Source organism: Methylovulum psychrotolerans (assembly GCF_002923755.1).
In the GTDB taxonomy this organism is placed as follows: domain Bacteria; phylum Pseudomonadota; class Gammaproteobacteria; order Methylococcales; family Methylomonadaceae; genus Methylovulum; species Methylovulum psychrotolerans.
The window spans coordinates 204,140-228,608 of record NZ_PGFZ01000008.1 but is presented as its reverse complement, the minus strand read 5'-3'; the positions used below and the strand labels follow the sequence as shown (position 1 = coordinate 228,608).

Annotated in this window: 21 protein-coding genes and 1 pseudogene; 13 read left to right on the top strand and 9 right to left on the bottom strand. The window is 51.9% G+C overall.

The annotated features are described in order from the left end of the window. Positions 1–223 precede the first annotated feature (223 nt). On the top strand, positions 224–3,277 hold the full coding sequence (locus AADEFJLK_RS17035) for a calcium-binding protein (RefSeq protein ID WP_103975069.1): 3,054 nt from the start codon (positions 224–226) through the stop codon (positions 3,275–3,277). 121 nt (positions 3,278–3,398) lie between these two features. Here AADEFJLK_RS17035 and AADEFJLK_RS17030 read toward each other — a convergent pair. Next, a pseudogene (locus AADEFJLK_RS17030) lies at positions 3,399–3,638 on the bottom strand (toprim domain-containing protein); the annotation flags it as partial. Positions 3,639–3,773: 135 nt separating this feature from the next. Here AADEFJLK_RS17030 and AADEFJLK_RS25935 point away from each other — a divergent pair. Beyond that, positions 3,774–3,899 (top strand): hypothetical protein, encoded by a 126-nt coding sequence (locus tag AADEFJLK_RS25935; protein ID WP_282957372.1) that lies wholly within the window; start codon positions 3,774–3,776, stop codon positions 3,897–3,899. Between the two features lie 179 nt (positions 3,900–4,078). Here the strand turns inward: AADEFJLK_RS25935 and AADEFJLK_RS17025 are convergent, their stop codons facing one another. Further along, the gene (locus tag AADEFJLK_RS17025; protein ID WP_088619222.1) at positions 4,079–4,285 is read right to left on the bottom strand and encodes a hypothetical protein; all 207 of its coding nucleotides are present in this window, start codon (positions 4,283–4,285) and stop codon (positions 4,079–4,081) included. Between the two features lie 449 nt (positions 4,286–4,734). On the opposite strand from AADEFJLK_RS17025, the gene ligA reads away from it, so the two are divergent. Continuing rightward, on the top strand, positions 4,735–6,750 hold the full coding sequence (ligA, locus tag AADEFJLK_RS17020; protein WP_103975068.1) for an NAD-dependent DNA ligase LigA: 2,016 nt from the start codon (positions 4,735–4,737) through the stop codon (positions 6,748–6,750). Positions 6,751–6,871: 121 nt separating this feature from the next. Here the strand turns inward: ligA and AADEFJLK_RS17015 are convergent, their stop codons facing one another. The 4 genes from AADEFJLK_RS17015 to AADEFJLK_RS17000 all read right to left on the bottom strand — a co-directional run bounded on the left by AADEFJLK_RS17015 (position 6,872) and on the right by AADEFJLK_RS17000 (position 9,160). After that, positions 6,872–7,306 carry a hypothetical protein gene (locus tag AADEFJLK_RS17015; RefSeq protein ID WP_103975067.1) on the bottom strand — a complete coding sequence of 145 codons (435 nt, stop codon included), beginning with the start codon at positions 7,304–7,306 and terminating at the stop codon, positions 6,872–6,874. Positions 7,307–7,521: 215 nt separating this feature from the next. After that, on the bottom strand, positions 7,522–8,013 hold the full coding sequence (locus AADEFJLK_RS17010; protein WP_103975066.1) for a hypothetical protein: 492 nt from the start codon (positions 8,011–8,013) through the stop codon (positions 7,522–7,524). A 100-nt stretch (positions 8,014–8,113) separates the two neighbouring features. Next, positions 8,114–8,542 carry a GlcG/HbpS family heme-binding protein gene (locus tag AADEFJLK_RS17005; RefSeq protein WP_088619573.1) on the bottom strand — a complete coding sequence of 143 codons (429 nt, stop codon included), beginning with the start codon at positions 8,540–8,542 and terminating at the stop codon, positions 8,114–8,116. A gap of 15 nt (positions 8,543–8,557) precedes the next feature. Continuing rightward, entirely contained in the window at positions 8,558–9,160 is a 603-nt protein-coding gene (locus AADEFJLK_RS17000; RefSeq protein WP_170065147.1) for an arylesterase, read from the bottom strand. A gap of 1 nt (position 9,161) precedes the next feature. Here AADEFJLK_RS17000 and AADEFJLK_RS16995 point away from each other — a divergent pair, with 1 nt between their 5' ends. Both AADEFJLK_RS16995 and AADEFJLK_RS16990 read left to right on the top strand, forming a co-directional pair. Then, the gene (locus AADEFJLK_RS16995) at positions 9,162–9,848 is read left to right on the top strand and encodes an ABC transporter ATP-binding protein (protein WP_103975065.1); all 687 of its coding nucleotides are present in this window, start codon (positions 9,162–9,164) and stop codon (positions 9,846–9,848) included. Then, positions 9,845–12,334: an ABC transporter permease gene (locus AADEFJLK_RS16990; protein ID WP_103975064.1), complete on the top strand. Its 2,490-nt coding sequence runs from the start codon at positions 9,845–9,847 to the stop codon at positions 12,332–12,334. Before AADEFJLK_RS16995 ends, AADEFJLK_RS16990 begins: the two co-directional genes overlap by 4 nt. Positions 12,335–12,465: 131 nt before the next feature. Here AADEFJLK_RS16990 and AADEFJLK_RS16985 read toward each other — a convergent pair whose 3' ends face one another. From AADEFJLK_RS16985 to nadB, 3 genes are all read right to left on the bottom strand, one after another. Next, positions 12,466–12,966, bottom strand: coding sequence for a hypothetical protein (locus AADEFJLK_RS16985; protein WP_103975063.1), 501 nt, complete (start codon positions 12,964–12,966; stop codon positions 12,466–12,468). 88 nt (positions 12,967–13,054) lie between these two features. Then, entirely contained in the window at positions 13,055–14,452 is a 1,398-nt protein-coding gene (locus tag AADEFJLK_RS16980; protein WP_103975062.1) for a P-loop NTPase family protein, read from the bottom strand. A 92-nt stretch (positions 14,453–14,544) separates the two neighbouring features. Then, the gene (gene nadB / locus AADEFJLK_RS16975; RefSeq protein WP_103975061.1) at positions 14,545–16,143 is read right to left on the bottom strand and encodes an L-aspartate oxidase; all 1,599 of its coding nucleotides are present in this window, start codon (positions 16,141–16,143) and stop codon (positions 14,545–14,547) included. 153 nt (positions 16,144–16,296) lie between these two features. Here nadB and rpoE point away from each other — a divergent pair, with 153 nt between their 5' ends. From rpoE to def, 8 genes are all read left to right on the top strand, one after another. Beyond that, positions 16,297–16,899, top strand: a complete 603-nt coding sequence (rpoE, locus tag AADEFJLK_RS16970; RefSeq protein ID WP_088619564.1) for an RNA polymerase sigma factor RpoE — start codon at positions 16,297–16,299, stop codon at positions 16,897–16,899. After that, positions 16,899–17,456 (top strand): sigma-E factor negative regulatory protein, encoded by a 558-nt coding sequence (locus AADEFJLK_RS16965; RefSeq protein ID WP_088619563.1) that lies wholly within the window; start codon positions 16,899–16,901, stop codon positions 17,454–17,456. The genes rpoE and AADEFJLK_RS16965 overlap by 1 nt, the downstream gene beginning before the upstream one ends. Next, on the top strand, positions 17,453–18,448 hold the full coding sequence (locus AADEFJLK_RS16960) for a MucB/RseB C-terminal domain-containing protein (protein ID WP_088619562.1): 996 nt from the start codon (positions 17,453–17,455) through the stop codon (positions 18,446–18,448). The genes AADEFJLK_RS16965 and AADEFJLK_RS16960 overlap by 4 nt, the downstream gene beginning before the upstream one ends. Positions 18,449–18,673: 225 nt before the next feature. Further along, a complete protein-coding gene (locus tag AADEFJLK_RS16955; protein ID WP_088619561.1) occupies positions 18,674–20,083 on the top strand; it encodes a DegQ family serine endoprotease in 1,410 nt (469 codons plus the stop codon). Positions 20,084–20,149: 66 nt separating this feature from the next. Further along, the gene (locus AADEFJLK_RS16950; protein ID WP_103975060.1) at positions 20,150–21,067 is read left to right on the top strand and encodes a 1-aminocyclopropane-1-carboxylate deaminase/D-cysteine desulfhydrase; all 918 of its coding nucleotides are present in this window, start codon (positions 20,150–20,152) and stop codon (positions 21,065–21,067) included. Beyond that, positions 21,052–21,708 (top strand): class I SAM-dependent methyltransferase, encoded by a 657-nt coding sequence (locus tag AADEFJLK_RS16945; protein ID WP_103975059.1) that lies wholly within the window; start codon positions 21,052–21,054, stop codon positions 21,706–21,708. The genes AADEFJLK_RS16950 and AADEFJLK_RS16945 overlap by 16 nt, the downstream gene beginning before the upstream one ends. 108 nt (positions 21,709–21,816) lie before the next feature. After that, a complete protein-coding gene (ppk1, locus tag AADEFJLK_RS16940; protein WP_103975058.1) occupies positions 21,817–23,907 on the top strand; it encodes a polyphosphate kinase 1 in 2,091 nt (696 codons plus the stop codon). Further along, complete coding sequence (gene def, locus AADEFJLK_RS16935; RefSeq protein ID WP_103975057.1) at positions 23,904–24,467, top strand: peptide deformylase; 564 nt, start codon at positions 23,904–23,906, stop codon at positions 24,465–24,467. Before ppk1 ends, def begins: the two co-directional genes overlap by 4 nt. Positions 24,468–24,469: the final 2 nt, after the last annotated feature.

Sequence of the window (24,469 nt, the reverse complement as noted above, 5' to 3'; positions counted from 1 at the left end):
CGGCCCCATCGGCAAAGGCAGTTTTAAAAAGTGATCTAGTTCACATTATAAAACACTTAAAAATCACCTGACGGTGACAGGCTGGCATTTAGACGCTATGATCAGGGTACAATAAGAAGTTTATTTATGCACTTGCCCTGTGCATTACCCTGCGAACATTCTAGGGTAAGCCTTCCGTTTTGACAACAACCAGACCTTTCACTGTAAAAATCTAGGATTAAATATGGCAACTACATTATTAACATCAGGTAACGACAACGTATTATTGGGTAGCGGCAACGATAGCATTGATGCGCTAGGTGGCGATGACACCGTCGATGGCGGTGCTGGCAATGATATTATTGGGGGCAATACGGGTAACGATCTTCTCGCTGGAGGCCAAGGTAATGATACCTTGCATGGTGGCGATGGTAACGATGTCTTGGATGGCGGAACCGAAAACGACCTGCTCTATGGCGACAATGGCAATGACATTCTTTACGGGGGGACTGGCACAGATACGTTATACGGTGGCGCTAACGATGATTACCTCTTTGGCGGTGCCGATTCAGATACGCTGTTCGGAGGTTCCGGTTCCGATGTGATGAATGGTGGAGATGGTAATGATACTTTTTATGACTCCGACACTACAACCGTATACGGCACCATAAGCACAGAACACGATCAAATGATTGGCGGGGCTGGCAATGACAGCTTTTTTGGCGGTTATGATGTCATGTGGGGGGGTGATGGCAATGATGTTTTTAAAGTCAATAATCAAGGTACCGTTTACGGCGGTACTGGCAACGACATCATTACGGTCACCAACACCAATCCTGCTTTAGGTTCTTGGCTGGAAGGCGGTTTAGGCTCAGATACTTTGACTGGTGGCGCAGGCAATGATGTGCTGTTCTCTGGCTATGGTATGGATACACTGAACGGCGGGGCTGGCGATGACAGCTATGTAATAACCTTTGACCACATTTATTCGACGGCGACGGCTCCTGCTACAGGTGTAAAAACCATTATTGACTCCAGCGGTAATGACACCATTTATTACATCCGTGACTTCAAAGGTGATGGCCGTGATGACGATGTCGGAACTGATGGTAAGGAATTAGACCCAACGCTGGTAACAACCGGTTACGGCGATATGATTGTCTATATACCTACTAATATCGAAAACGGGGTTTTGGATGACCAAATTTATGTTAATAACCCTAACCAATTAGGATATACGGCGGCTTGGTTAATTGGTAATTCTTTAAATAACAACATAAAAGGTAGTAACCTGGATGATATTTTGGATGGTGGCCTAGGCAATGACACCATCAGTGCTGGTGATGGCGATGATGTTATTTTTGCGGGCCAAGGCACTGATACCATTGACGGGGGAGCGGGGGAAGATCTCGTCGCCGCCGAAGCCAGTTTCAGTCTCCTGAGTGGTCTAGTAAAAAATGTTGAAGATATTGATTTGCTTGATGTCGTTGGAGCCATTTCAGCAACAGGCAACAATGCCAATAACATATTGGGTGGCAACCACCTCAATAACACCTTGATTGGCAATGAAGGCGATGACATCCTAGACGGTTGGTATTATTCAACGAGCTATGCAAGCGCCACCGACAAATCGACCGGCGATGATATTATGAAAGGCGGTGCCGGTAATGATACTTATCGCATCGATTCCGCATCAGATCAAGTGATTGAGGATTCTGTGACCACAGGCGGTATAGATACCGTCCAATATAAAGGGGCGGTCGCGGTCGCCAACAGTGCGTACATCCTTACCAATGGGGTAGAAAACCTCACTATTTTGGGCAACCTGATCAGTGGCATAGGCAATAACCTGAATAACATAATTATTGGTGACTCAGAAGCCAATATCCTTAAAGGTGGTTATGGTGATGATTATCTGGATGGCGGTAGTGGCCTTGACAATTTTGAAGGCGGCTACGGCGATGACACCTATATAGTTGATAGTGTTAGTGAAATAATTGCAGAAAAAGCCGGACAAGGTAATGATTGGGTGCAATCGGCAGGCATAGCCTTGGATTTAAATACATCGAACTGGGGTGGCAGCATTGAAAATGCCAAACTAACGGGTACCTCAAACTTAAATTTAACGGGTAACTCTGCCAATAACGTACTGATTGGCAATAGTGGCGTTAACGTTCTGGATGGGCATGATGGTATTGATACTTTACAGGGCGGGGCGGGTGATGACGTTTATTATGTCAATTCGACAACAGATACCTTGATAGAGGATTCGGGTACTGGCTCTGGGACAGATACCGTCCAAAGCGCCGTCAATTTTTCTTTGGCTTCGCTACTTAATTTTGAAAACCTGTCCTTGAGCCAAGGTACCAGTGCGACAACGGGAACCGGCAACATTAATAACAACTCCATCAGAGGTAATGACATTGCTAATACTTTGTATGGCTTGGATGGCAATGATACGTTTGATGGCGGTGGCGGGGCGGACACGCTCTACGGTGGAAAAGGCGATGATTATTACTATCTTTCCAATGATGGCGACATAGTTGTCGAGCAGCCTGGTGAAGGCTCTGATACCATTGAAATATCTGGAAATTTTTCATTATTACTATCCAGCCTTAAAGGTAATGTAGAAAATTTGACGCTTTCCGGCATTGCAGTGGCCGATGGCACAGGGACTAACGCGAGCAATAAGATCATTGGCAATTCCGCAGCCAACACATTGACCGGATGGGGCGGCGACGACACTTTGGTTGGTGGGGAAGGCGCTGATATCCTGATTGGCGGCACGGGTACTGATGTGTTGAATTTGACCGAATCATTGGCGGCCAGCGACATAGTCAGGATTGCCACAGGCGATAGTGTCGCCACTACCAGCCAAGCAGACCGGATTGTTAAATTTGGTTTGGCTAATGACACCTTGGATCTTCCAAACGTGATAAAAATCGCCGCCAACCAAACCGCAGCTAATGGCATTGATGCTGGCGGTTTTAAAAGCCATAACATCACAAACGGTATTATCCATTTTGGTATCTCAGACACTTATAGCCCTGTATCCATTACAGCAACCAATATCAGCGGTGTCCTCCAATATTTAAGCCTGAACATTACCGATAGTTCAACGGTTGCGTTTCAAGGAAGTGCGCCTGACCCCAGTTCAACGACAAATGCGCAAGTATCAAGCACTTGGGTGTTTCAAGATAATGGCAGCAATGATACGCTAGTGGCTTTAATAGGCGTAACCACCGCAACCAGCCTCCTATCGACTGGATTTAGCTCTACAGGAATACATTTGGCTTAAGCTTTCCCACGGCTCTGTTGTGAAAAACAGCAGAGTCTTTGCCAGAATCAAGCAAAACATTTAAATATCAGCTCAACAACCACCCGCTAAATTGGTGGTTGTTGAGTTCATACTCTTAGCTTTAAAAAACTTTCCAGTCATCAAGCGCATGTGTCAACGTGCTGCTGTCAATATATTCCAGCTCGCCACCCATCGGTACGCCATGGGCAATCCGGCTGGTCTTAACCTGATATTTACGCGCCAGCTCACCGATAAAATAGGCCGTGATCTCGCCCTCAACCGTTGAGTTGGTAGCCAAGACCAGTTCGTTGATGCGTCCACTGGACAAGTGTTAGCGCAACAAATCCAGACCCAGCTCATCGGTTTTGTCACAAATTTTCTAAGCTTAAGGGATAATCCGCCAATTTGGGGCTAAATTTCCTTTTTCCATCTGCCGGACGCAGAATATGCTGCGGGTGCCGATTAATCAGCTTCAGAGCCTATAGTACGCGCAGGCTTGGCAAAAGACCCTAAGGACAGCCAAAATTATTTACTGGCGCGTCTCGAAAAAGTGCAACGTTATACGGCACATGGCATAGGCCAAGAACCATTAGAAACCACAGAAACAGAAACCGACAAATAACCGCCGCCACACAGCTTAAGCAAAACACGGAGAAGCCAAAAATCTCGTGAGAGAGGGGGATTGCTGGCAATAAGCCCGGCTTGGCCGCTAAGGCGGACGGTCACTTGTGCGGTTAAGAGGGGCAGTTATCCGGCACTGGCTGGCTGTCCAGTAGCGCCGACACTGCGCTTAGGGGATGATCAGGCTTTAGCCAAACGCTTTTCTAAGGCGGCGGCAAGGCTGGCGTTTTCAGTGCGGATCTGGGTCAGAAAATGCCGTCTGAGGATAGAGTCTTCAGGCACATCCAGTTCTTTTGCCAATTTGGCGACATTAAATTTGTTAATGAGCGGAAAACAACTGGCGGCAACCGCAACAGCCAGCAAACCATAGATAATAATCTCAATCATATCAACACCTTTAGACAAGTGAAAAAATAATGCGTCACACGCATTGCACCATGCTATAAAAGCGCATGGCCTGTTTAGTCGTGCAAAAAAAGTGCCACGCTCCTCCAAAATAGCCGGTACAGGCCGCAGAGCCTGCCAACACTGGGCTTACCATCAGAAATGGCGATTGAATTAAGGCGGTGAGAGCACGGCTTGCTGTTGGTTTTGTGACAATGCACCAGAAAAAGGGTTGGGATTGGTGGTTTTAACCATGTGAGGGGCGATTATGCACCTATCAGGGCAGACGGATACCCAAATAGCGTCAAAGCGCACGGCGTATTAGTGCCAGCACACTCCCCAAGCATTCTTTGCGGCCAAGATAATTCATTTATTATCCCTTGGGCTAGTTTGTTATGATAACGCCTTGGTTGCTTAGGCCCTAACGCATTATCCACCCTCCAGGATCAACCTTGAAACACGCTTACACACAACTGCTCGCCACACTCAAACAATGGGATTACGAATACTATGTACTCGACAACCCCAGCGTACCCGATGCCCAATACGACCAAGCTTTCCGCGACTTGCTGGCTTTGGAAGCGGCGCATCCCGATTGGGTCACGCCCGACTCGCCTTCGCAGCGGGTGGGTGGCCAGCCGATTGATGAGTTTACCAAAATCGAACACCGCGTCAGGATGCTGTCGCTGGCAAACGCCTTTTCTTTAGAGGAAACCTACCAGTTTTTTGAAAAAGCCGCCAAAGACCTCGATGTCGCCACCGACACCCTCCCCATCATCAGCGAACCCAAGTTGGACGGGCTAGCAATCTCTATCCATTACGACCATGGCCAGTTCAGTTACGCAGCGACCCGTGGCGACGGGCAAATCGGCGAAGATGTCAGCCATAACATCAAAACTGTCCGCTCTGTACCGCTGCAACTCGCCACCGCCAACCCGCCCGCCATCCTGGAAGTGCGCGGCGAAGTATTTATGCCCAAAGCCGCATTCGCCAAGCTCAACCGCTGGGCGGAAGCCAATAATAGCCGCGTTTTTGTCAATCCCCGCAACGCCGCAGCGGGTACAATCCGGCAAATGGACCCAAAAATCACCTCCAGCCGGGATTTGCGCTTCATCCCTTACGGCCTGGGCGAATACCAAGGCGACCAAGCATTTACCTCCCATGCCGAAATCTTGGATTATCTGGTCAGCTTAGGTTTCCGTAAAAATGCCCCTTGCCAGCAATTTTGTGGCAGTTTCGCCGAATTTAGCCAAAACTACGCCATGATGGAACAAGCCAGAGATGGCTTGCCGATGGAAATCGACGGAATTGTCTACAAAATCGACACTTTAGCCTTGCAAAATGCCTTAGGCTTTATCGCCAGGTCGCCAAAATGGGCGGTGGCGCGTAAATTTCCCGCCCAAGTCGCGGTCACGGCCTTATTAGGGGTAGATTTTCAAGTCGGGCGCACCGGCGTATTAACTCCCGTCGCGCGGCTGGAACCCGTCTTTGTCGGCGGCGTCACCGTCAGCAACGCCACCTTGCACAATATGGACGAAATCGAACGCCTGGGCTTGTGCATCGGCGATAGCGTCGAAATCCAACGCGCGGGCGATGTCATCCCAAAAATCACCAAAGTCGCCCACCACGGCGATACCAGAACGCCGATTATCATGCCTACTGAATGTCCGGTCTGTGCGGCGGCAGTTGAACGCACCGCCGGACAAGCCGCGTTCCGCTGCACAGGCGGCCTAAGCTGCGCCGCGCAAGGGGCGGAACGCATCCGCCACTACGCCTCGCGCAAGTGCATGAATATCATCAACCTCGGCACAAAACTGATAGAAGCCCTATACAGCAAAGGCAGCCTACAGACCATTGCCGACATTTACACGCTCCAGGCCAACGACATTGCCGACTTGGACGGGCAAGGCGAAAAGAGTGCGCAAAACGTGCTGGACTCCATCAATGCAGCTAAAAACACCCAACTAGGCACCTTTATCGCCGCCTTGGGTATCCACGAAATCGGCGAAGAAAGTGCCAAAGCCGTCGCCAAGCATTTTAAAACCTACCCTGCCCTAGCCAACGCCAGTTACGACGACCTGCTGCAAGTCCCCGACATAGGCCCGGTCATGGCGCAAAACATCGTCGATTTTTTTGCCGATACCAAAAACCAAGCGATAGTGCAGGCGATTATCGACGCAGGCGTGACGTGGCCGGAAATCAGCGCCGACCCCGCCCAAGCCCAACCCTTAGCCGGGCAAACGTGGGTCATTACCGGAACACTAAGCCTACCCCGCGACAAGGCCAAAGCCTTACTGGAAAGCCTAGGCGCGAAAGTGTCCGGCTCCGTCTCGAAAAAAACCACAGCCGTGCTGGCAGGCGAAGAAGCCGGATCGAAACTGGCGAAGGCGGAAGAGTTGGGGGTTAAGGTGTTTGATGAAGTGGCGTTTAATGCCTTGCTAACGGAATTGGGGGTGGCACAAGCCTAGGAGCACGGGCATCTTGCCCGTAAAAGCGCAGGCGGGCAAGATGCCCACACTCCTTGAGCCTCCCTCATAATATCGGCTATTTGCCCGATATTATCCCCTAAACCCTTGCCAATAACAGCCTTTACAAAGGCGATTCCGGTGGCTCTGTCAGCATCCAGCCGTTTTCGGTTTTGATAAAGGTCAGGTGGTCTTGTTTGACGAAGCGGTCGCCCGCCTTAAAGTTGCCGTAGGTGACGTTTAGCCCCAACAAATTAAAGCCCGTAATCACGCTTTGCAGGCCTTCGATCAGACCGTCGGGGCTGTCTTTGGGCATAGATGTTTTCGCCAAATCGGCATAATTCACCTTAAACACCAAGTCGTAAGCAATATCAATGGCATAGGTGTTGCCGTCGGTTTCATAGCCGTTGGTTTTGCGCAGGTTTTTAATGTCGGCAATGTCTTTGGTGCTGGCGGTGGCGAGTAAAGGCAGCACTTGGCTTTGTATTTCACTGTCGCCGGGTTTATTAGAACAAGCCGCAACCATTAGCAGCAAAAATAAGATAAGGAAGCGTTTCATTGGGCAATACCTAAAAAAGGGCAGATGAAGCCTAAGATTATAGTTACCCGGTTACGCCTTGGGTAGTGAATACTTTGCTGTGGGCTATAACCCCGACTGACAAGCCAGTCAGCGCTTTAGAGATGCAGGTATCTTGTCGGCTTTTGCGGGCAAGATGCCCGCGCTCCCAAGCCAAGCCGCATTAAATCGCCCTATTAAAGCAGCAAAATACTGAGTTAACTTAAACGCCCCTTTTTTAGCAACAGCAACGCGTTCATCATCTCCATAACCGCCTGCATGTCTTTCATATCAGCATCTAGAATAGAAGCCGAACGCTTAGCATTTTCTTTTTCGATCAAGACATTAAGCGTCCACGCAATCGGATAGTTTTCTACCGTTTGTGTGTATCGGGTCAGCAACCGATTGGTATCCATGCCGGGAATCGTTAACAGGCGGTCAAGCATAAAAACATTGACTGGTTGGACGTTCACTTCATCACCTGCCACAGTGACTTCGGCAACCCCTGGGAAAACATCGCCATTTTTTAACTCAATTGCCGCCGAAACGATAAATTGCCCAAAACTTAATCTGGGCACTTGCGTATAAGACGTTGCCTGAACATAGCTTTCATCGCTCTCTTCATCTTCTGTATTTTCGTCCATAAGCCACTCCCAAATCGGAGAGGTAGTGAAGTCGGCACGGGTCAGTTTGCGGAACGGTTTTGGCATGGTTAGCATCCTGATAAAGTAAGGTGATACGGATGTGCCACGTCCTTGAAAGAATCATGATGCACATCCGGGGCGGGCTAACACACAGGGGGGTTAACGCTTAAATACTCGCAAAAAATCCCACCGCCTCAATCCCGGCAATGGCACAGCGTTCGTCTTGATCGGATTTGTCGCCGCTGATGCCCACCGCACCGAGCAGGTGATTGTCGGCATCGCGGATTAACACCCCACCAGGAACAGGCATGATTTTGCCGTCAGCAATGGTAATCAAGGCGTTCATAAAATCGGGGCGTTGTTGGGCGACGGTTTCCAAACCGCGTGAAGACACCCCCATATTAACCGCACCCCAGGCTTTGGCGGTGGCGATCTGTTGGCGGATCATGCTGGCACCGTCTTCGCGTTGCAGGGCCTTAAGGTGGCCGGAAGAATCCAACACCACGACGGTGAGCGGGTTCATGTTAAGCTCGCGGGCGATAGCAATGGCGTGGTTGATGATTTGGTTGGCTTGTTGCAAAGTTAAGTCTGTCATTGTTTAGGCTCTTGGTTACAGTAAAGGAAAAACATAAGCCGCTATTTTGTCTGCGATAATCGGCTGCGCCTTGGCGTTGGGATGCAGGCCGTCCGCCTGCATCAGCGCCGGGTCGAGCGCGACTTCTTCGAGAATAAACGGAACGAGGGGGAGGTTTAATTCATTTGCCAATTGCGGGTAGACGTTGTAAAACAAATCAATATAGCGCTTGCCGTAATTGGGCGGGATTTTCATGCCTAGCAACAGGACTTTGGCTCCTGCCTGTTGGGCGCGGCGGATGATTTCGGTCAGATTGGCTTTCATCGTCACAGGCGACAGGCCGCGCAGGCCGTCGTTAGCGCCCAGTTCCAGCAACACCAGGTCGGGCTTGTGCAAGGCCAAAGCTGCGTCTATCCGTGCCAAGCCGCCCGCGCTGGTGTCGCCACTGATGCTTTCGTTATGGATACTATGGCGGCCCGGCTGGTCTTTATTGAGCTTAGCCTGCAACAATGCCACCCAACCTTGGTCTACCTCCATTCCATAAGCGGCGCTGATACTATCACCCAAGACGACAATAGATTTCGCCATCACAGCCATCGGCATCCACATCATGATTAAAGCCACAAACAATCGGGACATTATGCACTCTCCAACACACTTGTTAAACAACATTATCGTCACGGAAAATCTCGGTAAAGCCGTGGCCACTGCCGATAAAAACTTACATATCTTGTCAGCAATAAACCTGATAATCAAATCGGGTGAAAGCGTTGCCGTCGTGGGCGAATCCGGTTCCGGCAAATCGACCTTAATCGGCTTATTGGCAGGCTTGGATACGCCCACTTCCGGCACTATCCACCTGAACGGGCAGAGCCTGACCGGGTTGGACGAAGACGGGCGGGCGGCTTTGCGTAGCCAACTGATAGGCTTTGTTTTTCAAGCCTTTCAGCTTCTGCCGGGGCTAACCGCGCTGGAAAATGTCATGCTACCCTTAGAGCTGCTCGGCAACCCGGAGGCCAAAACCATCGCGGCGCAGTTGCTGGAACGGGTCGGTTTGGCGCAACGCTTGAGCCATACGCCCAAGCAATTGTCCGGCGGCGAACAGCAACGGGTGGCGTTGGCGCGGGCATTCGCCACCCGTCCGGCGATTTTGTTCGCCGACGAACCCACAGGCAATCTGGACAGCAAAACCGGGGCGCATATTATTGATTTGCTCTTCGAGCTGAACCAAGAACACCACACCACACTGATTTTAGTCACCCATGACCACGCCCTGGCCGCGCGTTGCCAGCGCACCATCCGCCTGTCCGCCGGAGAGCTGGTATGAACCGTTTTACATTAGCCTTGCGCCTGCTCTGGCGCGATAGCCGTTCCGGCGAGCTGAGCATCTTACTGGCAGCGCTCATCATCGCCGTGACCTGCTCCAGTGCCATCGCGTTATTTTCCGACCGCCTGCAACGCACTATGACCCAACAGACCGCCGAGTTTCTGGCGGCGGACTTGGTGGTCAGCAGTCCGACTGAGTTGCCCCCAGCGTGGGCAGAGCAGGCGGAAAAACAACACCTGACCCGTGCGCAAACGGTTGAGTTCTCCAGCGTCCTGATTGAGCATGAGGAAATGCTCTTAGCTAGCATCAAGGCCGTCACCAGCAATTATCCTTTGCGCGGGCAACTGAAAACCAGCACCGCCGATTATGCCCAAGAAACCCCCAGCAGCGCCGGCCCGGCGGCGGGTACGGTCTGGGTGGAAAAACGCGTCTTACCCGCGTTAAAGCTACAACTGGGCGATACCCTCACCGTCGGCGAACACCCCCTGACCGTGACCCGCATCCTGACTTACGAACCCGACAAACAAGGCGATTTTTACAGCTTCTCGCCGCGCGTCATGATGAACAGCGCCGATCTGGCCGCGACCCGGATTATCCAGCCGGGTAGCCACGTCCATTATTTTTTCCAATTTATCGGCGACAGCACAGACTTGCTGGCCTTTAACCGCTGGCTGAAGCCCCAACTCAACGCCTCGCAACGGCTGATGGACATCCATAACGACCGCCCCGAATTGGGTTCGGCTTTGGATAGGGCCGAACGCTATTTAGGCCTGTCCAGCACCTTAGTGATTATCATCGCCGGGGTGGCGATTGCCATGGCGACGCGCCGTTATAGCGAACGCCATTTCGACAATACCGCCCTGTTACGCTGTTTGGGCTGTAAGCAACGGGATATTTTGTGGCTGTACGGCAGCCAGTTCGCCGTGCTGGGCTTGGCGGCAAGCCTACTGGGCAGCGCCTTGGGCGGCTTGGCGCAACAAGGCTTATTTTACTTGTTAAAAGACTTATTGCCCAAACAGCTCGCCGCCCCCGGCTGGCCCGCCTTGCTGTCCGGCTTGGCGGTAGGTGTGGCGGTGTTGCTGGGCTTTGCCTTACCGCCCTTATTGCGCCTTAAACACGTCTCGCCGTTGCGGGTGTTACGCCGCGAACTGGAACCCTTGCCCACCAGTGCCTGGCTGGTCTATGGCTTAGCCTTGGGGCTGATTGGCGTGCTGATTTGGCAATACACCGACGACCTGCCGATGACCGCCACCTTGCTGGGCGGCGGTGCGCTCGGTTTGCTGATATTGGGTGGATTGGTGTTTGGCCTGTTGACGGGCTTGCGCCGTCTGCCCATCACCAGCCTGTACTGGCGGTTTGGCTTGCAAGGGCTGGCCAGAAACCGCCAAGCCAGCGTCAGCCAGATTCTGGCGTTTAGCTTGACTCTGGTCGCCATGATCTTAAGCTTTACCGTGCGTAACGATTTGCTCGGCACTTGGCAACGGCAATTGCCGGACAACGCCCCCAACCATTTCGCCCTGAACATCTTCCCGCAGCAACAAAGCGAGTTTGCCGAGGCCTTGCGCCAACAACACATCAGCGGCAGCCAATTTTATCCGGTGGTGCGCGGGCGTTTAGTGACGATTAACCAAACCCAAGTACAAAAACGGGTCAGTAAAGACAGCCAAGGCGATGCCGCCACCCACCGCGAACTCAGCCTGACCTGGACAGAGGCCTTGCCGGACGAGAACAAAATCACCGCCGGCACTTGGCATGCCGACGCGCCAGCCGGGCAGGTGTCAGTCGAGCAAAAACTCGCCGATAGCCTAAAGATTAAAGTCGGCGACGTGCTGGCCTTTACCGTCGGCAGCGAACAATTCACCGCCACCGTCAGCAGCCTGCGCAGTTTGCGTTGGGACACTATGAAGCCGAATTTCTATATGATCTTTTCCAAAGGCACGTTAGAGGCTTTCCCTAGCACTTATTTGACCAGTTTTTACCTGCCGCGCACCGAAAAGCTTCGCTTGAATGCGCTGGTAAAACAGTATCCTAACATCACCCTAATGGAAGTGGATGCGATTATCCAACAGCTTAAGACCATTATCAGCCAATTGACCCAAGCCATTAACTATTTGTTGTATTTCGCCTTACTGGCGGGCTTTACCGTACTGTTCGCCGCCGTTTACGCCACCTTAGACAGCCGTATCTACGAAGGGGCGTTAATGCGCACCCTAGGCGCGAACCGCCGCTTATTGCGCAGCAACCAAATAAGCGAATTTGCCGCCTTAGGGTTTATCGCCGGGTTAGTTGCGGTGCTGTTATCCGAAGCTTTGTTGTGGGGGTTATACACGCGGGTCATGAACATGGCCTACCAGCCTAATCTGTATGTATGGGTCGCCGTGCCGCTGATTGGCGCGTTGTGTGTTGCCGTGACGGGGTGTTGGGGTTTGCGTGGGGTATTGGGTAAGCCGCCGTTGCCAGTGTTGCGGCAAGGGATGAATGGGTAAGACGGGGTATTTAGCCGATGACATGGCAAGCATCGGCATATCATAACTAATGACTAATGGTGGGCTGTAAAATGATTAGCAACAATCCCATGCCCACCCATTTAACCCCACTTTTTTATAGCTCACCCCCCTCACTGCACCAACTGCCCCAAGGTATACGCGCCAAAATAAGTAAACCCCGCATAAATCAGCGAAACCACGGCACTGGCGGGGATGTTCAGCACTAAGACGCGCTTGAAGATGTAAGTGGTCAGGGCGTAGTCCCAAACCAGCAGGATACCGACCAGATAATAGCTGATGGTGTTTTCGCTGATGGTCAGCCAAACCAGCACCGGAATGATAAAAAACGACACCAAATTAGAGCAAAATACCACGGCGGCGGTGACTTGAATAAAGCCGTACAGGGAACGGTTAAGCCCCAACATGACCCAAATAAACAGCAAGGTTAACAGCGTCTCAAAACTGACTTCATAAAACGACTCAATCGGGTCGTCGGTCATATTGGCCTGCAAAAAAAACTCAACGATAAAATAAAAAATAAGGTTATTTTTGAAGAAACTGACTGATCTTATCAGCTCGAGCGGGTTCAGCGTAAACCAGCAGAGCGGCAAATAGTGTTTTAAAGTATCCATAGGTATTTTTTAGCATTGAATGCTGTCTGATTAACTGCTATAGAATAATAACGCCCTTTTTTAAGTGCTACGGATGGGAAGGGATACGCTATGGAAACTCTTTAAAACTGGATGCTCCGTTGCTCGGCGGTGGCTCCTGATAACTGCTGAAATGGTCGTTTAAGGATTGCACCAGCTCTTCGGTCTTTTCGCGCAGATGCAATAAGCGGGCTTTGCTCTTTTTGTTCCAACCCACAGGGTCGCTGACGGTAAACATCATGCGTCTGAAGGTCAGGTTCTTTTCAAACAGGTTCGCCAGATTTTCCAGCAAATGCAGTTCTTTTTGCCGTGCCGCCAAACGGTGGCTGATGATGCGGCCTTGCAGCCTACTGCTGATTAAATGGATGGGGATCATCACCACCAAAAATGCCACCCCGACCATAGGGCCGATAATGGGGTCGATGATAAACTCTAAAATACCTATTTGGATTTCTGCCAACACCGCCAGCGACCCTAAAAAGCCTAAAATCATCAGCGTGGACATATTGACGCGGTCTTTCCAGGCGGCGATGCCTTTTTGGGTTTCCGGTATAACCACATCTTTAATATCGTTGATATTTTTTTCCAGCGCGTCCAAGACACGGTATGAACGCCCGTGGGCGACATTGGCCATGCGGTGGTCTATCTCGGCAAAATAACCGCTGCCGGAGGGGTTGGCGGAATTTTGTTGGTTGGTCAGCACAATGAATTGGCCGCTGTTCAGGCCTAATTCCGCCAATTTACGTTGCCATAGGGAAATGATGGCGTTGTTGTTGGTGGTGCTTAAATTGGCGGTCGGCTCGTCGATCAGGTACACAAACTTATTGGTGTCCTGATGGGCGGCAACCAAGCCGATCAGTTCTTTGGCGAGCGGGCTATCGGACTCGAACACATCGCTGAACACACAGACCAAATCCGACGTTTCGATGGTATGGCGGGTCAGTAAAGATATGACAGGGGTTACCAAGGCGGTGGCGACATTGGGCATGTCGATGATCAGCTTGCCTTTAAGGCGGTCGCTGTGCAGGGTTTTTAATTCCAGGTAGGAATTGATACGGCTGCCTTCGCCGGCTTTTTGCTGCTCGATTTTGCTGCTGATTTTGTAAAACGGGTAGCGCGGGTCGACATCTAAAGCCGTACCCGGCAACGTGGTGGAATTGGTTTGGTTGTTGTGCAGCAGTACGGTAAATTTATGTCCGGCGCTTTGCACGCCAGCCAGTTGTTGCCCGGTTTCCAAATAACTGTTGATAAAACGGGCTTTGGCGGTGGAATTGCCGCCGACCAGACTAACGATGGGCCACCAAGAATGTTTGCTGGCGGTGGTTTCCTCGGCTTCGATCAGCCCTAAATCATATTCGAATTGGTCAACTTCTTGGAAGACTTTTAAGGCTTGCAGCAAGACCGGATTGTCGTGGGCGAATTGTTTTTCTAAGTTCAGCAGGTATTTGCTAGCGGTCTTTTCAGTCATCAGAAGATCCCCGTCTTTATTATTTTTTATAGTTAAGGAGTGGGCGAAGTATACACCCGAAACAAGCCCATTATATAGGAATCCGTCACTGGTTAGGGTGTTAAAATCGTATTTTGCGGCGGCTTGCTGTTGTCAAGTTCGGGATAATCTAAGGTATAATGCAGACCCCGGCTTTCTTTGCGCTGCATGGCGCAACGGATAATCAGCTCGGCGACAATGACCAGATTGCGCAGTTCCAGCAAGTCGCTGGTGACGCGGAAATAGCGGTAATATTCGTTGATTTCCTGCTTTAGCAATTCGACCCGGCTCATGGCGCGGGACAGGCGCTTGTCCGTCCTGACAATGCCGACATAATCCCACATAAAGTGGCGTAGTTCGTCCCAATTATGCGATACCACCACTTCTTCGTCAGAGTCGCTGACTTGCGAATCGTCCCAATCCGGCACGGACGGCGGCGCGGCGATGCTAGCCAGCTTAGCCAAAATATCAATGCTGGCGCGGTCGGCAAAGACTAAGCATTCTAACAGCGAATTGCTGGCCATACGGTTGGCTCCGTGCAGGCCGGTGCTGGCGACTTCGCCAATGGCGTAAAGGTTGGCGATGTCGGTACGCGCATAGCTGTCGGTCAAAATACCGCCGCAGGTATAATGTGCCGACGGTACGACCGGAATCGGCTGTTTGCAAATATCAATGCCGAATTTAAGGCATTTTTTATGGATGGTCGGAAAATGTTTTAGGATAAAGTCTTCCGACTTATGGCGGATGTCCAAATACACGCAATCGATGCCGCGTTTTTTAATTTCATGGTCAATGGCGCGGGCGACAATGTCGCGTGGCGCCAGTTCGGCGCGGGGATCGAAGTGGTGCATAAACGGTGAGCCGTCCGGCAAGATCAGTTTGCCGCCTTCACCCCTGACTGCCTCGCTGATTAAAAACGACTGGGCTTTCGGATGGAACAGGCAAGTCGGGTGGAATTGCATAAACTCCATATTACTGACCCGACAGCCCGCCCGCCATGCTAAAGCGATGCCGTCACCCGTGGCGCTTTGCGGGTTGGTACTATATAAATACACTTTACTTGCCCCGCCTGTTGCCAAGACCACCACTTTTGCGGTAAAAGTATTCACAGTTTGCCGTTGTGAGTCGAGCACATAAGCGCCGACGATGGTTTTGCTGCCCGAAGGGGTGGTTTGGGTAATCAGTTCGACGACGTTATGATGCTCGAACAGCCGGATATTGTCATGTTCTTGGGCGCGTTCGATCAGCGATAAAGACACCGCTTTGCCTGTGGCATCGGCGGTATGGACAATGCGGCGGTGCGAATGCCCGCCTTCGCGGTTAAGGTGCAGGACTTTTTCACCGGTGGGAGTAACGTCTTCGGTAAAGGCGACCCCTTGGCGGCGTAGCCATTCGATGGAACTTTTGCCGTGGGTAACGGTCAGCCGGACTATTTCCGGATTACACAAGCCGGCCCCCGCATCCAGCGTGTCTTCAATATGTGACTCGATAGAATCCTCGGCATCAAAAACGGCCGAAATACCGCCTTGGGCATAATAGGTGCTGCCGGCGGTCAAGGCAAATTTTGACAGTACGGCAACACGTGTGCCGTGGTCTGCCAGCTTCAGTGCCAGGCTTAGCCCAGCACCCCCGCTACCGATAATTAAAACATCATAGCTACTTGAATAGGGCATAAAAAATCAACAAAAAGTATGGGCAGCCAGCTTATGAAAGTGGCTTAGTTAACGCAGATTGGCGATAATACCGCTTTTTGAAGTGATAACACAATTTTGTCACAAAAGAACTTATTCAGTTTAATCCTGTCTACCCAACATATAAGAGCAGTAGTGAACAGTCAAAATAGGACTAGCGAACATCTCGACGAAGAGTTGGTGGCGCGTGTACAGCAAGGCGATAAAAAAGCCTACGATTTGTTGGTCATTAAATACCAGCACAAAATCGTCCAGTTGGTTAACCGCTACCTGAAAGATCCCAGCGAAGCGCAGGATGTCGCCCAAGAAGCGTTCATTAAAGCCTATCGCGCCATTGGCAGTTTTCGCGGCGAATCGACGTTTTACACTTGGCTGTACCGCATCGCCATCAACACCGCCAAAAATTATCTGGTGTCGCGCTCACGGCGTAGCTCCCAATATGAAGTCGATATCCAAGATGCGGAGGCGATAGAAAACGCCCCGCAATTGCAAGGTATCGACACCCCTGAGAGATTGTTGTTGAATGAAGAAATCATCAAGACCATCAGGGCGGCAATTGACCATTTGCCCGAAGAAATGCGCACCGCAATTATGCTGCGCGAATTTGAAGGGATGAGTTATGAAGAAATTGCCGAGGCCATGGAATGTCCGGTCGGAACGGTCCGCTCGCGCATCTTTAGGGCGCGGGAGGCCATAGATAGTAAATTAAACCCTTTGCTCACACACGGTGACTTTTGATGAACGACGAGCTAAATCAGAAAACTTCCCAATTTCTTGACGATGAACTACCCCATGACCAAGCCTTGGCCTTATTGCAGAAAATGCGTACCAATGCGGCGTTGGCGGAGAAATTGCAGCGCTATGCCGCCATCAGCCATGCGTTAAAAACCGAGCAGTTTATCGCCTTACGGCCAGATTTTTCGGCGCAAATTTCCGCACGGCTGGAGGCGGAACCGGCCTACCTATTGCCGCGCCCTAAGCCTGCCGCCAAGCGTAGCTACCAATGGCTGGCTTTGGCGGCCTCGGTGGCGGTGCTATCTGTAGTGGCAGTCCGCTCCTTGCCGTTGTTAGGGCAGCATAGCCCCAACGCCAATCCGGCCACCCTACAAATTGCCCAACACGCCGCTGTGCCCACCTTGCCCCACTCGCCCGTCACTACCGTTGCCCGCAGCAATACCGAGCAACCGTTAAATGCCCGCATCAACGATTATCTGCAAGCCCACAATGGTAGCGCTTATGCGGATAACCAACAGTTACAATCTATGGCGCGTCTTACGGCATATAATCAAAAATGATTGTGGTAAAGTGGTTTTTTCTTATCCTCTCCGTTTTGTCCACTGTCACGGCATGGGCAGAAAACCTACCCTCCCTTATTTCCGGGAGCCACTCCGCCGGACAATTGCAAAATGGTAAACAGGCGTTAAAAAATATGGTGACCGCCATGCAGACCCTTAATTATCAAGGGACAGTAGCGTTTCTGCGGGACGGTAAGCTCGAACCGATGCGTTATTCCCATGCCGTCAACAACGGCCAAGAGCAAGAACATCTACTGTCGCTTAATTCGCCGTTACGCGAAGTGGTACGCGAAACCGGCAAGGTGAGTTGCCTCTATAAGGCGACTCACCAGCTTGTCGTTGATCAACGCCCCTTTGAGCGCTCGTTCTTAGTTAACATGCCCACCGACTTGGCGCAACTGGACGCCGCCTACGACATTGAAATGCAGGGCGAAGAAAGCGTCGCTTTATTGCCCGCTAATGTGGTCGCCATCAAGCCTAAAGACGGCCTTAGATATGGCCGGAAAATCTGGTTAAGTCAGCAATGGGCCTTACCGCTTAAGGTGGAGGTATATGGCCTGAGCGGCGAAATCGTCGAAGAGCGGCTGTTCACCGAGTTGCAAGTCAAAGACAATTTGCCTTTTATTGCCATGCCGCCAGCCACCAACACCCCGCCAGCCGCAACCAACGCCACCGCCCCGCAACAGGCAGCCTTTACGTTCAGCAGCCTGCCTAAGGGCTTCACGGAAGTGTTTTTTTCCCGCCAGCCCATCCATGTCGCCGAGCAGCCGGTCGACCATGTTTTGCTGAGCGATGGTCTAGCCTCGGTATCCATTTATATGGAACCCAGGAATAATACCCCTCCGCCTGTCAATAACAGTACCGAAGGGGTACAAACGATTGATGCCATCAACTTTTTCAGCCATGCCCAAGGCAATTACCAGATCACGGTGATGGGGGAAGTGCCGCCCGAAACCATCCGCCTAATTGCCGATAATGTCCGGTTGCGGTAAACGGGGTATGGCAGCCTCTAACGCCAGAAGCGCATGGGCTATAGGCCTTACAGATACCGACTTAATGGCTTGCCTGAACGGACCGCGTGTAATGTCTTATAGTTTAGCCCCCCTTAAAGCTCTCAGCAAAGGCAACAAGCCTTTACGCTCCAATTGCCCATCAAATCTAAAAAATGGCTATCAAGCGACCTACCACTAATTTTAATTGCCCAAAATGGAGATAATATGCTCAGAATTATGAGTTTATGTGTGTTTTTGGCGGTCTTGGCAAGCCAAAACGTCTTGGCTCAACTGCCGGACTTTACCGAAATGGTCAAAACCAACGGCGTCGCCGTAGTCAATATCAGCACTAGCCAGAAACCCAAACCCAGTCCCGAAGCAACCGCCAAGCCACAAATGCCCGAAGGTATGCCGCCGGAAATGGAAGAGCTGTTCAAACGCTTTTACAATAACCCCGACGAAAACGGCGACGGTTACGGCGCGGGCGAAACCCAATCCTTAGGTTCCGGTTTTATCATTTCCCCTGACGGCTATGTACTGACCAACCAACATGTCGTGAAAGATGCCGATGAGATTATCGTCAAATTCTCCGACCACCGCGAACTGGTCGCCAAACTGGTCGGCTCCGACGCGCGTACCGATGTCGCCTTGTTAAAAGTCACCGCCAGTGATTTGCCGACTGTCACCATCGGTGCACCGGATAAATTACAAGTCGGCGAATGGGTATTGGCGATCGGCTCGCCGTTCGGTTTTGAACAATCGGTAACGGCGGGTATCGTCAGCGCCAAAGGCCGCAGCCTGCCCGGCGGCAACTATGTGCCGTTTATCCAAACTGACGTGGCGATTAACCCCGGCAACTCCGGTGGCCCGCTGTTTAATATGGACGGCAAAGTTATCGGCATCAATTCGCAGATTTACAGCCGCACCGGCGGCTTTATGGGCCTGTCCTTCGCCATCCCGATTGATGTGGTGATGAATGTCGCCGACCAAATCAAGACCAAGGGCAAAGTTGCCCACGGCTGGTTAGGCGTACAAATCCAAGATGTCACCCGCGAATTGGCCGAATCGTTCGGCATGAAACGCCCGCAAGGCGCGTTAGTCGCCAAGATTATTCCTGGTAGCCCCGCCTCTAAAGCCGATCTGCAACTGGGTGACGTGATTGTCGAGTTCAACGGCCAAACCATTGAAAATTCGGGCGATTTGCCGCCTTTAGTCGGCATCACCGCCATCGACAGCCCCGCGACCTTAAAAATCATCCGCCAAGGTGCCGCCAAAACGGTGACGTTTAAAGTCGGATTATTGCCCGACCAGCCTGAACAAAAAACTGAAGCCAGCAAACCCGAAGCCAAACCGATGAATAAAATCGGCATTGCGGTCAGTGCCTTAAACGATGAACAAAAAGCCGTCTTAGAATTGCCTAAGGGTGGGGTCATTGTTGACGAGGTCGGCAAAGGCGCGGCAAAAGACGCAGGCCTCCAACGCGGCGACGTGATCTTACGCATCCAAAACACCGTTATCTCTAGTCTTGCCGACTTTGAGCAGGCACTGAAAAACCTGCCTGTGGGCAAATCGGTAGCGGTACTGGTGCAACGCCGTGGCGGTACGTCTTATATTGCCTTAAAGCTCGATAAGTAAGCTGTAACTGGTATAAAGCCGCCCGGATTGGGCGGCTTTATACCCTACCCCTCCCTTTATTCTCCCATGCACCCTGCACTTAAGCGCCTGGAAACCCAATTCCAGCCTTCCGGCCTCAGCCGTATCACCGATCCGCTCCTTGAACAAAAGCAAGTGACGCTATGGCTCAAGCGCGACGACCAGTTGCACCCCATCCTCTCCGGCAATAAATGGCGCAAGCTAAAATATAGCCTCAACCACGCCTTAGGGTTGGATTGCCGCCGCCTCATCAGTATGGGCGGGGCTTATTCCAACCATCTCCACGCCTTAGCCTATGCGGGTAAGGCGCTGGGCTTGCCGACTACCGCCTATATCCGTGGTGAGCCGCCCACCCCGTTAACCCCGACCTTGCAAGATGCCCAAGACTGGGGTATGCAGCTAAAGTTTATCTCGCGCGGTGATTACCGTATACTCAGGCCTTATAAAGCGTGGGACAGCTTGCCCGGCTGGCAAGTAGGCGACTATTGGCTGCCCGAAGGCGGCACCCAGCCCTTGGCCTTGCAAGGGGTCGCCGAATTGGTGGCGGAATTGGCCATACCCTACCAGTGGCTTTGTGTGCCGTGCGGCACTGGCGCGACCTTAGCGGGCTTGGCGGCAGCCGTTACGTCACCCAGCCAAGTGCTGGGTTTTGCGGCCTTAAAAAACGCCGGATTTTTACGCGAAGATGTCGCACAGTTATTGCCGCAGCCCCAACAAAATTGGCACATCAATTTAGATTACCATTGCGGCGGCTTTGCCCAAACGACCCCGGCACTGCTGGCGTTTATCCGGGATTTTCAGGCCGACCACGGCATTGCTTTAGAACCCGTCTACACGGGCAAGATGCTGTTAGGGTTGTATGAGCTGATTAACAACGGCGTATTTGCGCCCGGCACTACCATTATTGCCGTCCATACCGGCGGCCTACAAGGCAATCGAGGCTTTCCGCCATGCACCGACAATTAGAACCCGAACTGATGGAAGACCCTGAGCAAGTAGAAGCCTACGCCCAGGCCGACTTTAGCCAGGCTCATAGTGATTTTATCCGCCGCTTGCAATCCGTGGTCGGTGACGTTTATCAAGGTGTCGCCTTAGATTTGGGCTGCGGCGCGGGCGACATTAGCCGCCGCTTTGCCAATGCCTACCCCAACAGCCAAGTCCATGCCGTCGACGGTTCCGCCGCCATGCTCGCGTATGCGCAAAATCCGCTGTTGTGTCCGCAACCGGAAACTATCCGTTATATTTTCGGTCGTTTGCCTGCTGTCATCTTGCCACAATCTGATTATGGCATTATCTTTAGCAATAGCCTGTTGCACCATCTGCCAGACCCGCAGATACTTTGGCAAATGGTTCGGCAGTATGCGCGGCGCGGCACAAGGGTTATCGTCATGGATTTGTTACGCCCTGACAGCCCCGCCACCGCCCAACGGCTAGTGGATAACTATGCGGGCAATGAGCCGGACATCTTGCGGCGGGATTTTTACCATTCCCTATTGGCGGCGTTTAGCCTTGAGGAAATCACCGCCCAATTGGCGGCGGCGCAGTTACCGCTAAGCGTTAGCCAAACCAGCGACCGGCATGTGTTTATTGCCGGGGTGATAGCTTGAAGGGGCTGTGCCAATCTACTGCCGCCAATACCCGCAACCCCAAATTTTTCCACCCCTAACCCATTAGCCTAATTTCCCTACCCTGAACATTTCATTGACGGAACCCCTATGGACAGCAAGCCAACCGAAACCAGCCTCCCACTGAATGCCCCTGAGTTATATATTAACCGCGACCTGAGCCTGCTGGCCTTTAACAAGCGGGTGTTGGCGCAAGCCAGAAACGAGGCCGTGCCGTTACTGGAACGGCTCAATTATCTGTGCATTTCTTGCTCTAATTTAGATGAGTTCTTCGAGGTGCGGGTCGCCAGTATCATCGAAATGGCGAGCATCGACCCGAACACCATTAGCGCCGATGGCACTACCCCCAGCGAACAATTGGCAAAAATCGCCATCTACGCCCATGAATTGGTCAATAAGCAATATCAAGTCCTTAATGACATCCTCATCCCGACGCTGGCCGAACACAATATCCGCTTCATCCGCCGTAAAGATTGGACGAAAGCCCAACACCAATGGCTGACCACTTATTTTAACGAAGAGCTGTTGCCGATTTTGACTCCGGTAGGCTTAGATTCGGCACACCCCTTCCCGCGCATCCTCAACAAAAGCCTTAACTTCATTATCTCCTTAACCGGTAAAGACGCGTTTGGCCGTAACAGTGGCCGGGCGATATTGCAAGCGCCGCGCGGCCTGCCCAGAGTTGTGCAGTTACCCGCCGAAGCGACTAGCAGCGGCCCGCATGATTTCGTGTTTTTGTCGTCGATTATCCACGAATTTATTAACGATTTATTCAGCGGCATGAATGTCACAGGCTGCTACCAATTCCGCGTCACCCGCAACAGTGATTTTTTTGTCGATGACGATGCCATTGACGACCTGTTACTGGCGGTACAGGGCGAATTGGCGATGCGCAATTATGGTGATGAAGTGCGTTTGGAGATTGATGCCAACTGCGCCGATGACACAGTCAACTTTTTGCTGGAGCGTTTCCATCTGACCCGTGACCGCCTGTTTTTGGTCAATGGCCCCGTCAACCTCAACCGTATTCAAGAAGTCAACGACTGTCTCGACCGCCCCGACCTGAAATTTCCGCCGTTTAAGCCCAGCATTCCGAGCTGTTTTGGTAAAGACAAGGATATGTTTGCCGCCATCAGAAAAAACGATGTGCTATTGCACCATCCCTTCGAGTCATTTGCACCCGTAGTGGAATTTTTGCGGCAAGCTTCCGCCGACCCTGATGTGTTGGTGATTAAGCAGACCTTGTACCGCACTGGAGCCGATTCGCCTATCGTCGCCGCCCTGATTAAAGCCGCGCGGGCAGGCAAGGTCGTCACCGTCGTGATTGAGCTACGCGCCCGGTTTGATGAAAAGGCCAATATCGACCTCGCCGCCAAATTGCAAGAAGCGGCGGTGCATGTGGTGTATGGTGTGGTCGGTTATAAGACCCATGCGAAAATGTGCTTAGTGTTACGCCGCGAAGATAAGCAACTGCGTAACTATGTGCATCTGGGCACGGGTAACTACCATCCGCGCACCGCGCAAATTTACACCGATTACGGCCTGTTCTCCTGCGATAAGGAACTGGGCGAAGACGTGCGGCGGGTGTTTGCCCAGTTGACCAGCTTGGGTAAAGTGACCAAGCTGAACAAATTGCTGCAATCGCCGTTTACCTTGCATAAGGGCTTAGTGGAAAAAATCGACCGTGAAAGCCAACATGCCAAAAACGGCAAGCCAGCGAAAATCATCATCCAAGTCAATGCCGTCGTTGAAGAACAACTGATTAAGGCCCTGTACCGGGCCTCGCAAGCGGGGGTGGAGGTTAAACTGATTGTGCGCGGTATTTGCTGCCTACGCCCCGGTATCCCCGGCGTATCGGACAATATCGAAGTACGCGCCGTCATTGGCCGCTTTTTGGAACATGCGCGGCTTTATGTGTTTGCCAATGATGGCCATCAAGAAGTGTATGCCTCCAGCGCCGATTTAATGAGCCGGAACATGTTCAAGCGCGTTGAGGTCTGTTTCCCGATTGAAAGCAAAAAACTCGCGGCGCGGATCCTGCACGACCTAAACCTCTACTTGCAAGACAACTCGCAAGTCTGGTTCTTACAGCCCGACGGCACTTATCGGCAACACCAGTTGCATGACAACGAAACCTCCGTACAGGCGCAAGCCTTACTCCTAAATGAGCTGCAAGCATGACCCCAGAGCCCGTTTATGCCATCGCCCAATTGGGTGCGCCCGTACTGCGGCAAATCGCCGCCCCGGTCGCCGACATCCACGCCGCTGACACTTTAGCGACCATTGCCGCCCTGCAAGACACCCTCGCCAACAGCCAGGGTGTCGGGCTGGCCGCCCCGCAGATCGGCATCAGCCAGCGCATTATCATCGTCGCCTCGCGCCCCACCACGCGCTATCCTTACGCGCCGCTGATGGCCCCGACAGTGATGGTTAACCCCCGTTATGACATTACCTCAGCCCAGCAGGAAAAAGACTGGGAAGGCTGTTTGAGCATACCGTCGATACGCGCCCTAGTACCGCGCTACCAACACATCAGCGTACACTATACCGATACGGCAGGCGAAGCCGTGTCCCTAGCGCTGGACGGTTTTATCGCGCGGGTTTTCCAGCATGAATATGACCATCTGGAAGGTAAAGTCTATTTGGATAGGGTGGAAAGCAGTTTGGATATCGTCGCCGAAAGCGAATTCTTTAAGCGGCTGGCGGCTGATAAAATGCCCCCTCCCTCACAACCTGATTAAAC

Coding starts and splice junctions, on each gene's coding strand:
- AADEFJLK_RS16950 (WP_103975060.1), top strand. CDS start 20,150: ATGCACCCTGCACTTAAGCGCCTGGAAACCCAATTCCAGCCTTCCGGC.
- AADEFJLK_RS16965 (WP_088619563.1), top strand. CDS start 16,899: ATGAACGACGAGCTAAATCAGAAAACTTCCCAATTTCTTGACGATGAA.
- AADEFJLK_RS17025 (WP_088619222.1), bottom strand. CDS start 4,285: ATGATTGAGATTATTATCTATGGTTTGCTGGCTGTTGCGGTTGCCGCC.
- AADEFJLK_RS16980 (WP_103975062.1), bottom strand. CDS start 14,452: ATGACTGAAAAGACCGCTAGCAAATACCTGCTGAACTTAGAAAAACAA.
- AADEFJLK_RS16985 (WP_103975063.1), bottom strand. CDS start 12,966: ATGGATACTTTAAAACACTATTTGCCGCTCTGCTGGTTTACGCTGAAC.
- AADEFJLK_RS17010 (WP_103975066.1), bottom strand. CDS start 8,013: ATGCCAAAACCGTTCCGCAAACTGACCCGTGCCGACTTCACTACCTCT.
- AADEFJLK_RS16995 (WP_103975065.1), top strand. CDS start 9,162: ATGCACTCTCCAACACACTTGTTAAACAACATTATCGTCACGGAAAAT.
- AADEFJLK_RS16955 (WP_088619561.1), top strand. CDS start 18,674: ATGCTCAGAATTATGAGTTTATGTGTGTTTTTGGCGGTCTTGGCAAGC.
- ppk1 (WP_103975058.1), top strand. CDS start 21,817: ATGGACAGCAAGCCAACCGAAACCAGCCTCCCACTGAATGCCCCTGAG.
- AADEFJLK_RS17035 (WP_103975069.1), top strand. CDS start 224: ATGGCAACTACATTATTAACATCAGGTAACGACAACGTATTATTGGGT.
- AADEFJLK_RS16960 (WP_088619562.1), top strand. CDS start 17,453: ATGATTGTGGTAAAGTGGTTTTTTCTTATCCTCTCCGTTTTGTCCACT.
- AADEFJLK_RS17015 (WP_103975067.1), bottom strand. CDS start 7,306: ATGAAACGCTTCCTTATCTTATTTTTGCTGCTAATGGTTGCGGCTTGT.
- AADEFJLK_RS17005 (WP_088619573.1), bottom strand. CDS start 8,542: ATGACAGACTTAACTTTGCAACAAGCCAACCAAATCATCAACCACGCC.
- nadB (WP_103975061.1), bottom strand. CDS start 16,143: ATGCCCTATTCAAGTAGCTATGATGTTTTAATTATCGGTAGCGGGGGT.
- AADEFJLK_RS16990 (WP_103975064.1), top strand. CDS start 9,845: ATGAACCGTTTTACATTAGCCTTGCGCCTGCTCTGGCGCGATAGCCGT.
- AADEFJLK_RS17000 (WP_170065147.1), bottom strand. CDS start 9,160: ATGTCCCGATTGTTTGTGGCTTTAATCATGATGTGGATGCCGATGGCT.
- AADEFJLK_RS16945 (WP_103975059.1), top strand. CDS start 21,052: ATGCACCGACAATTAGAACCCGAACTGATGGAAGACCCTGAGCAAGTA.
- def (WP_103975057.1), top strand. CDS start 23,904: ATGACCCCAGAGCCCGTTTATGCCATCGCCCAATTGGGTGCGCCCGTA.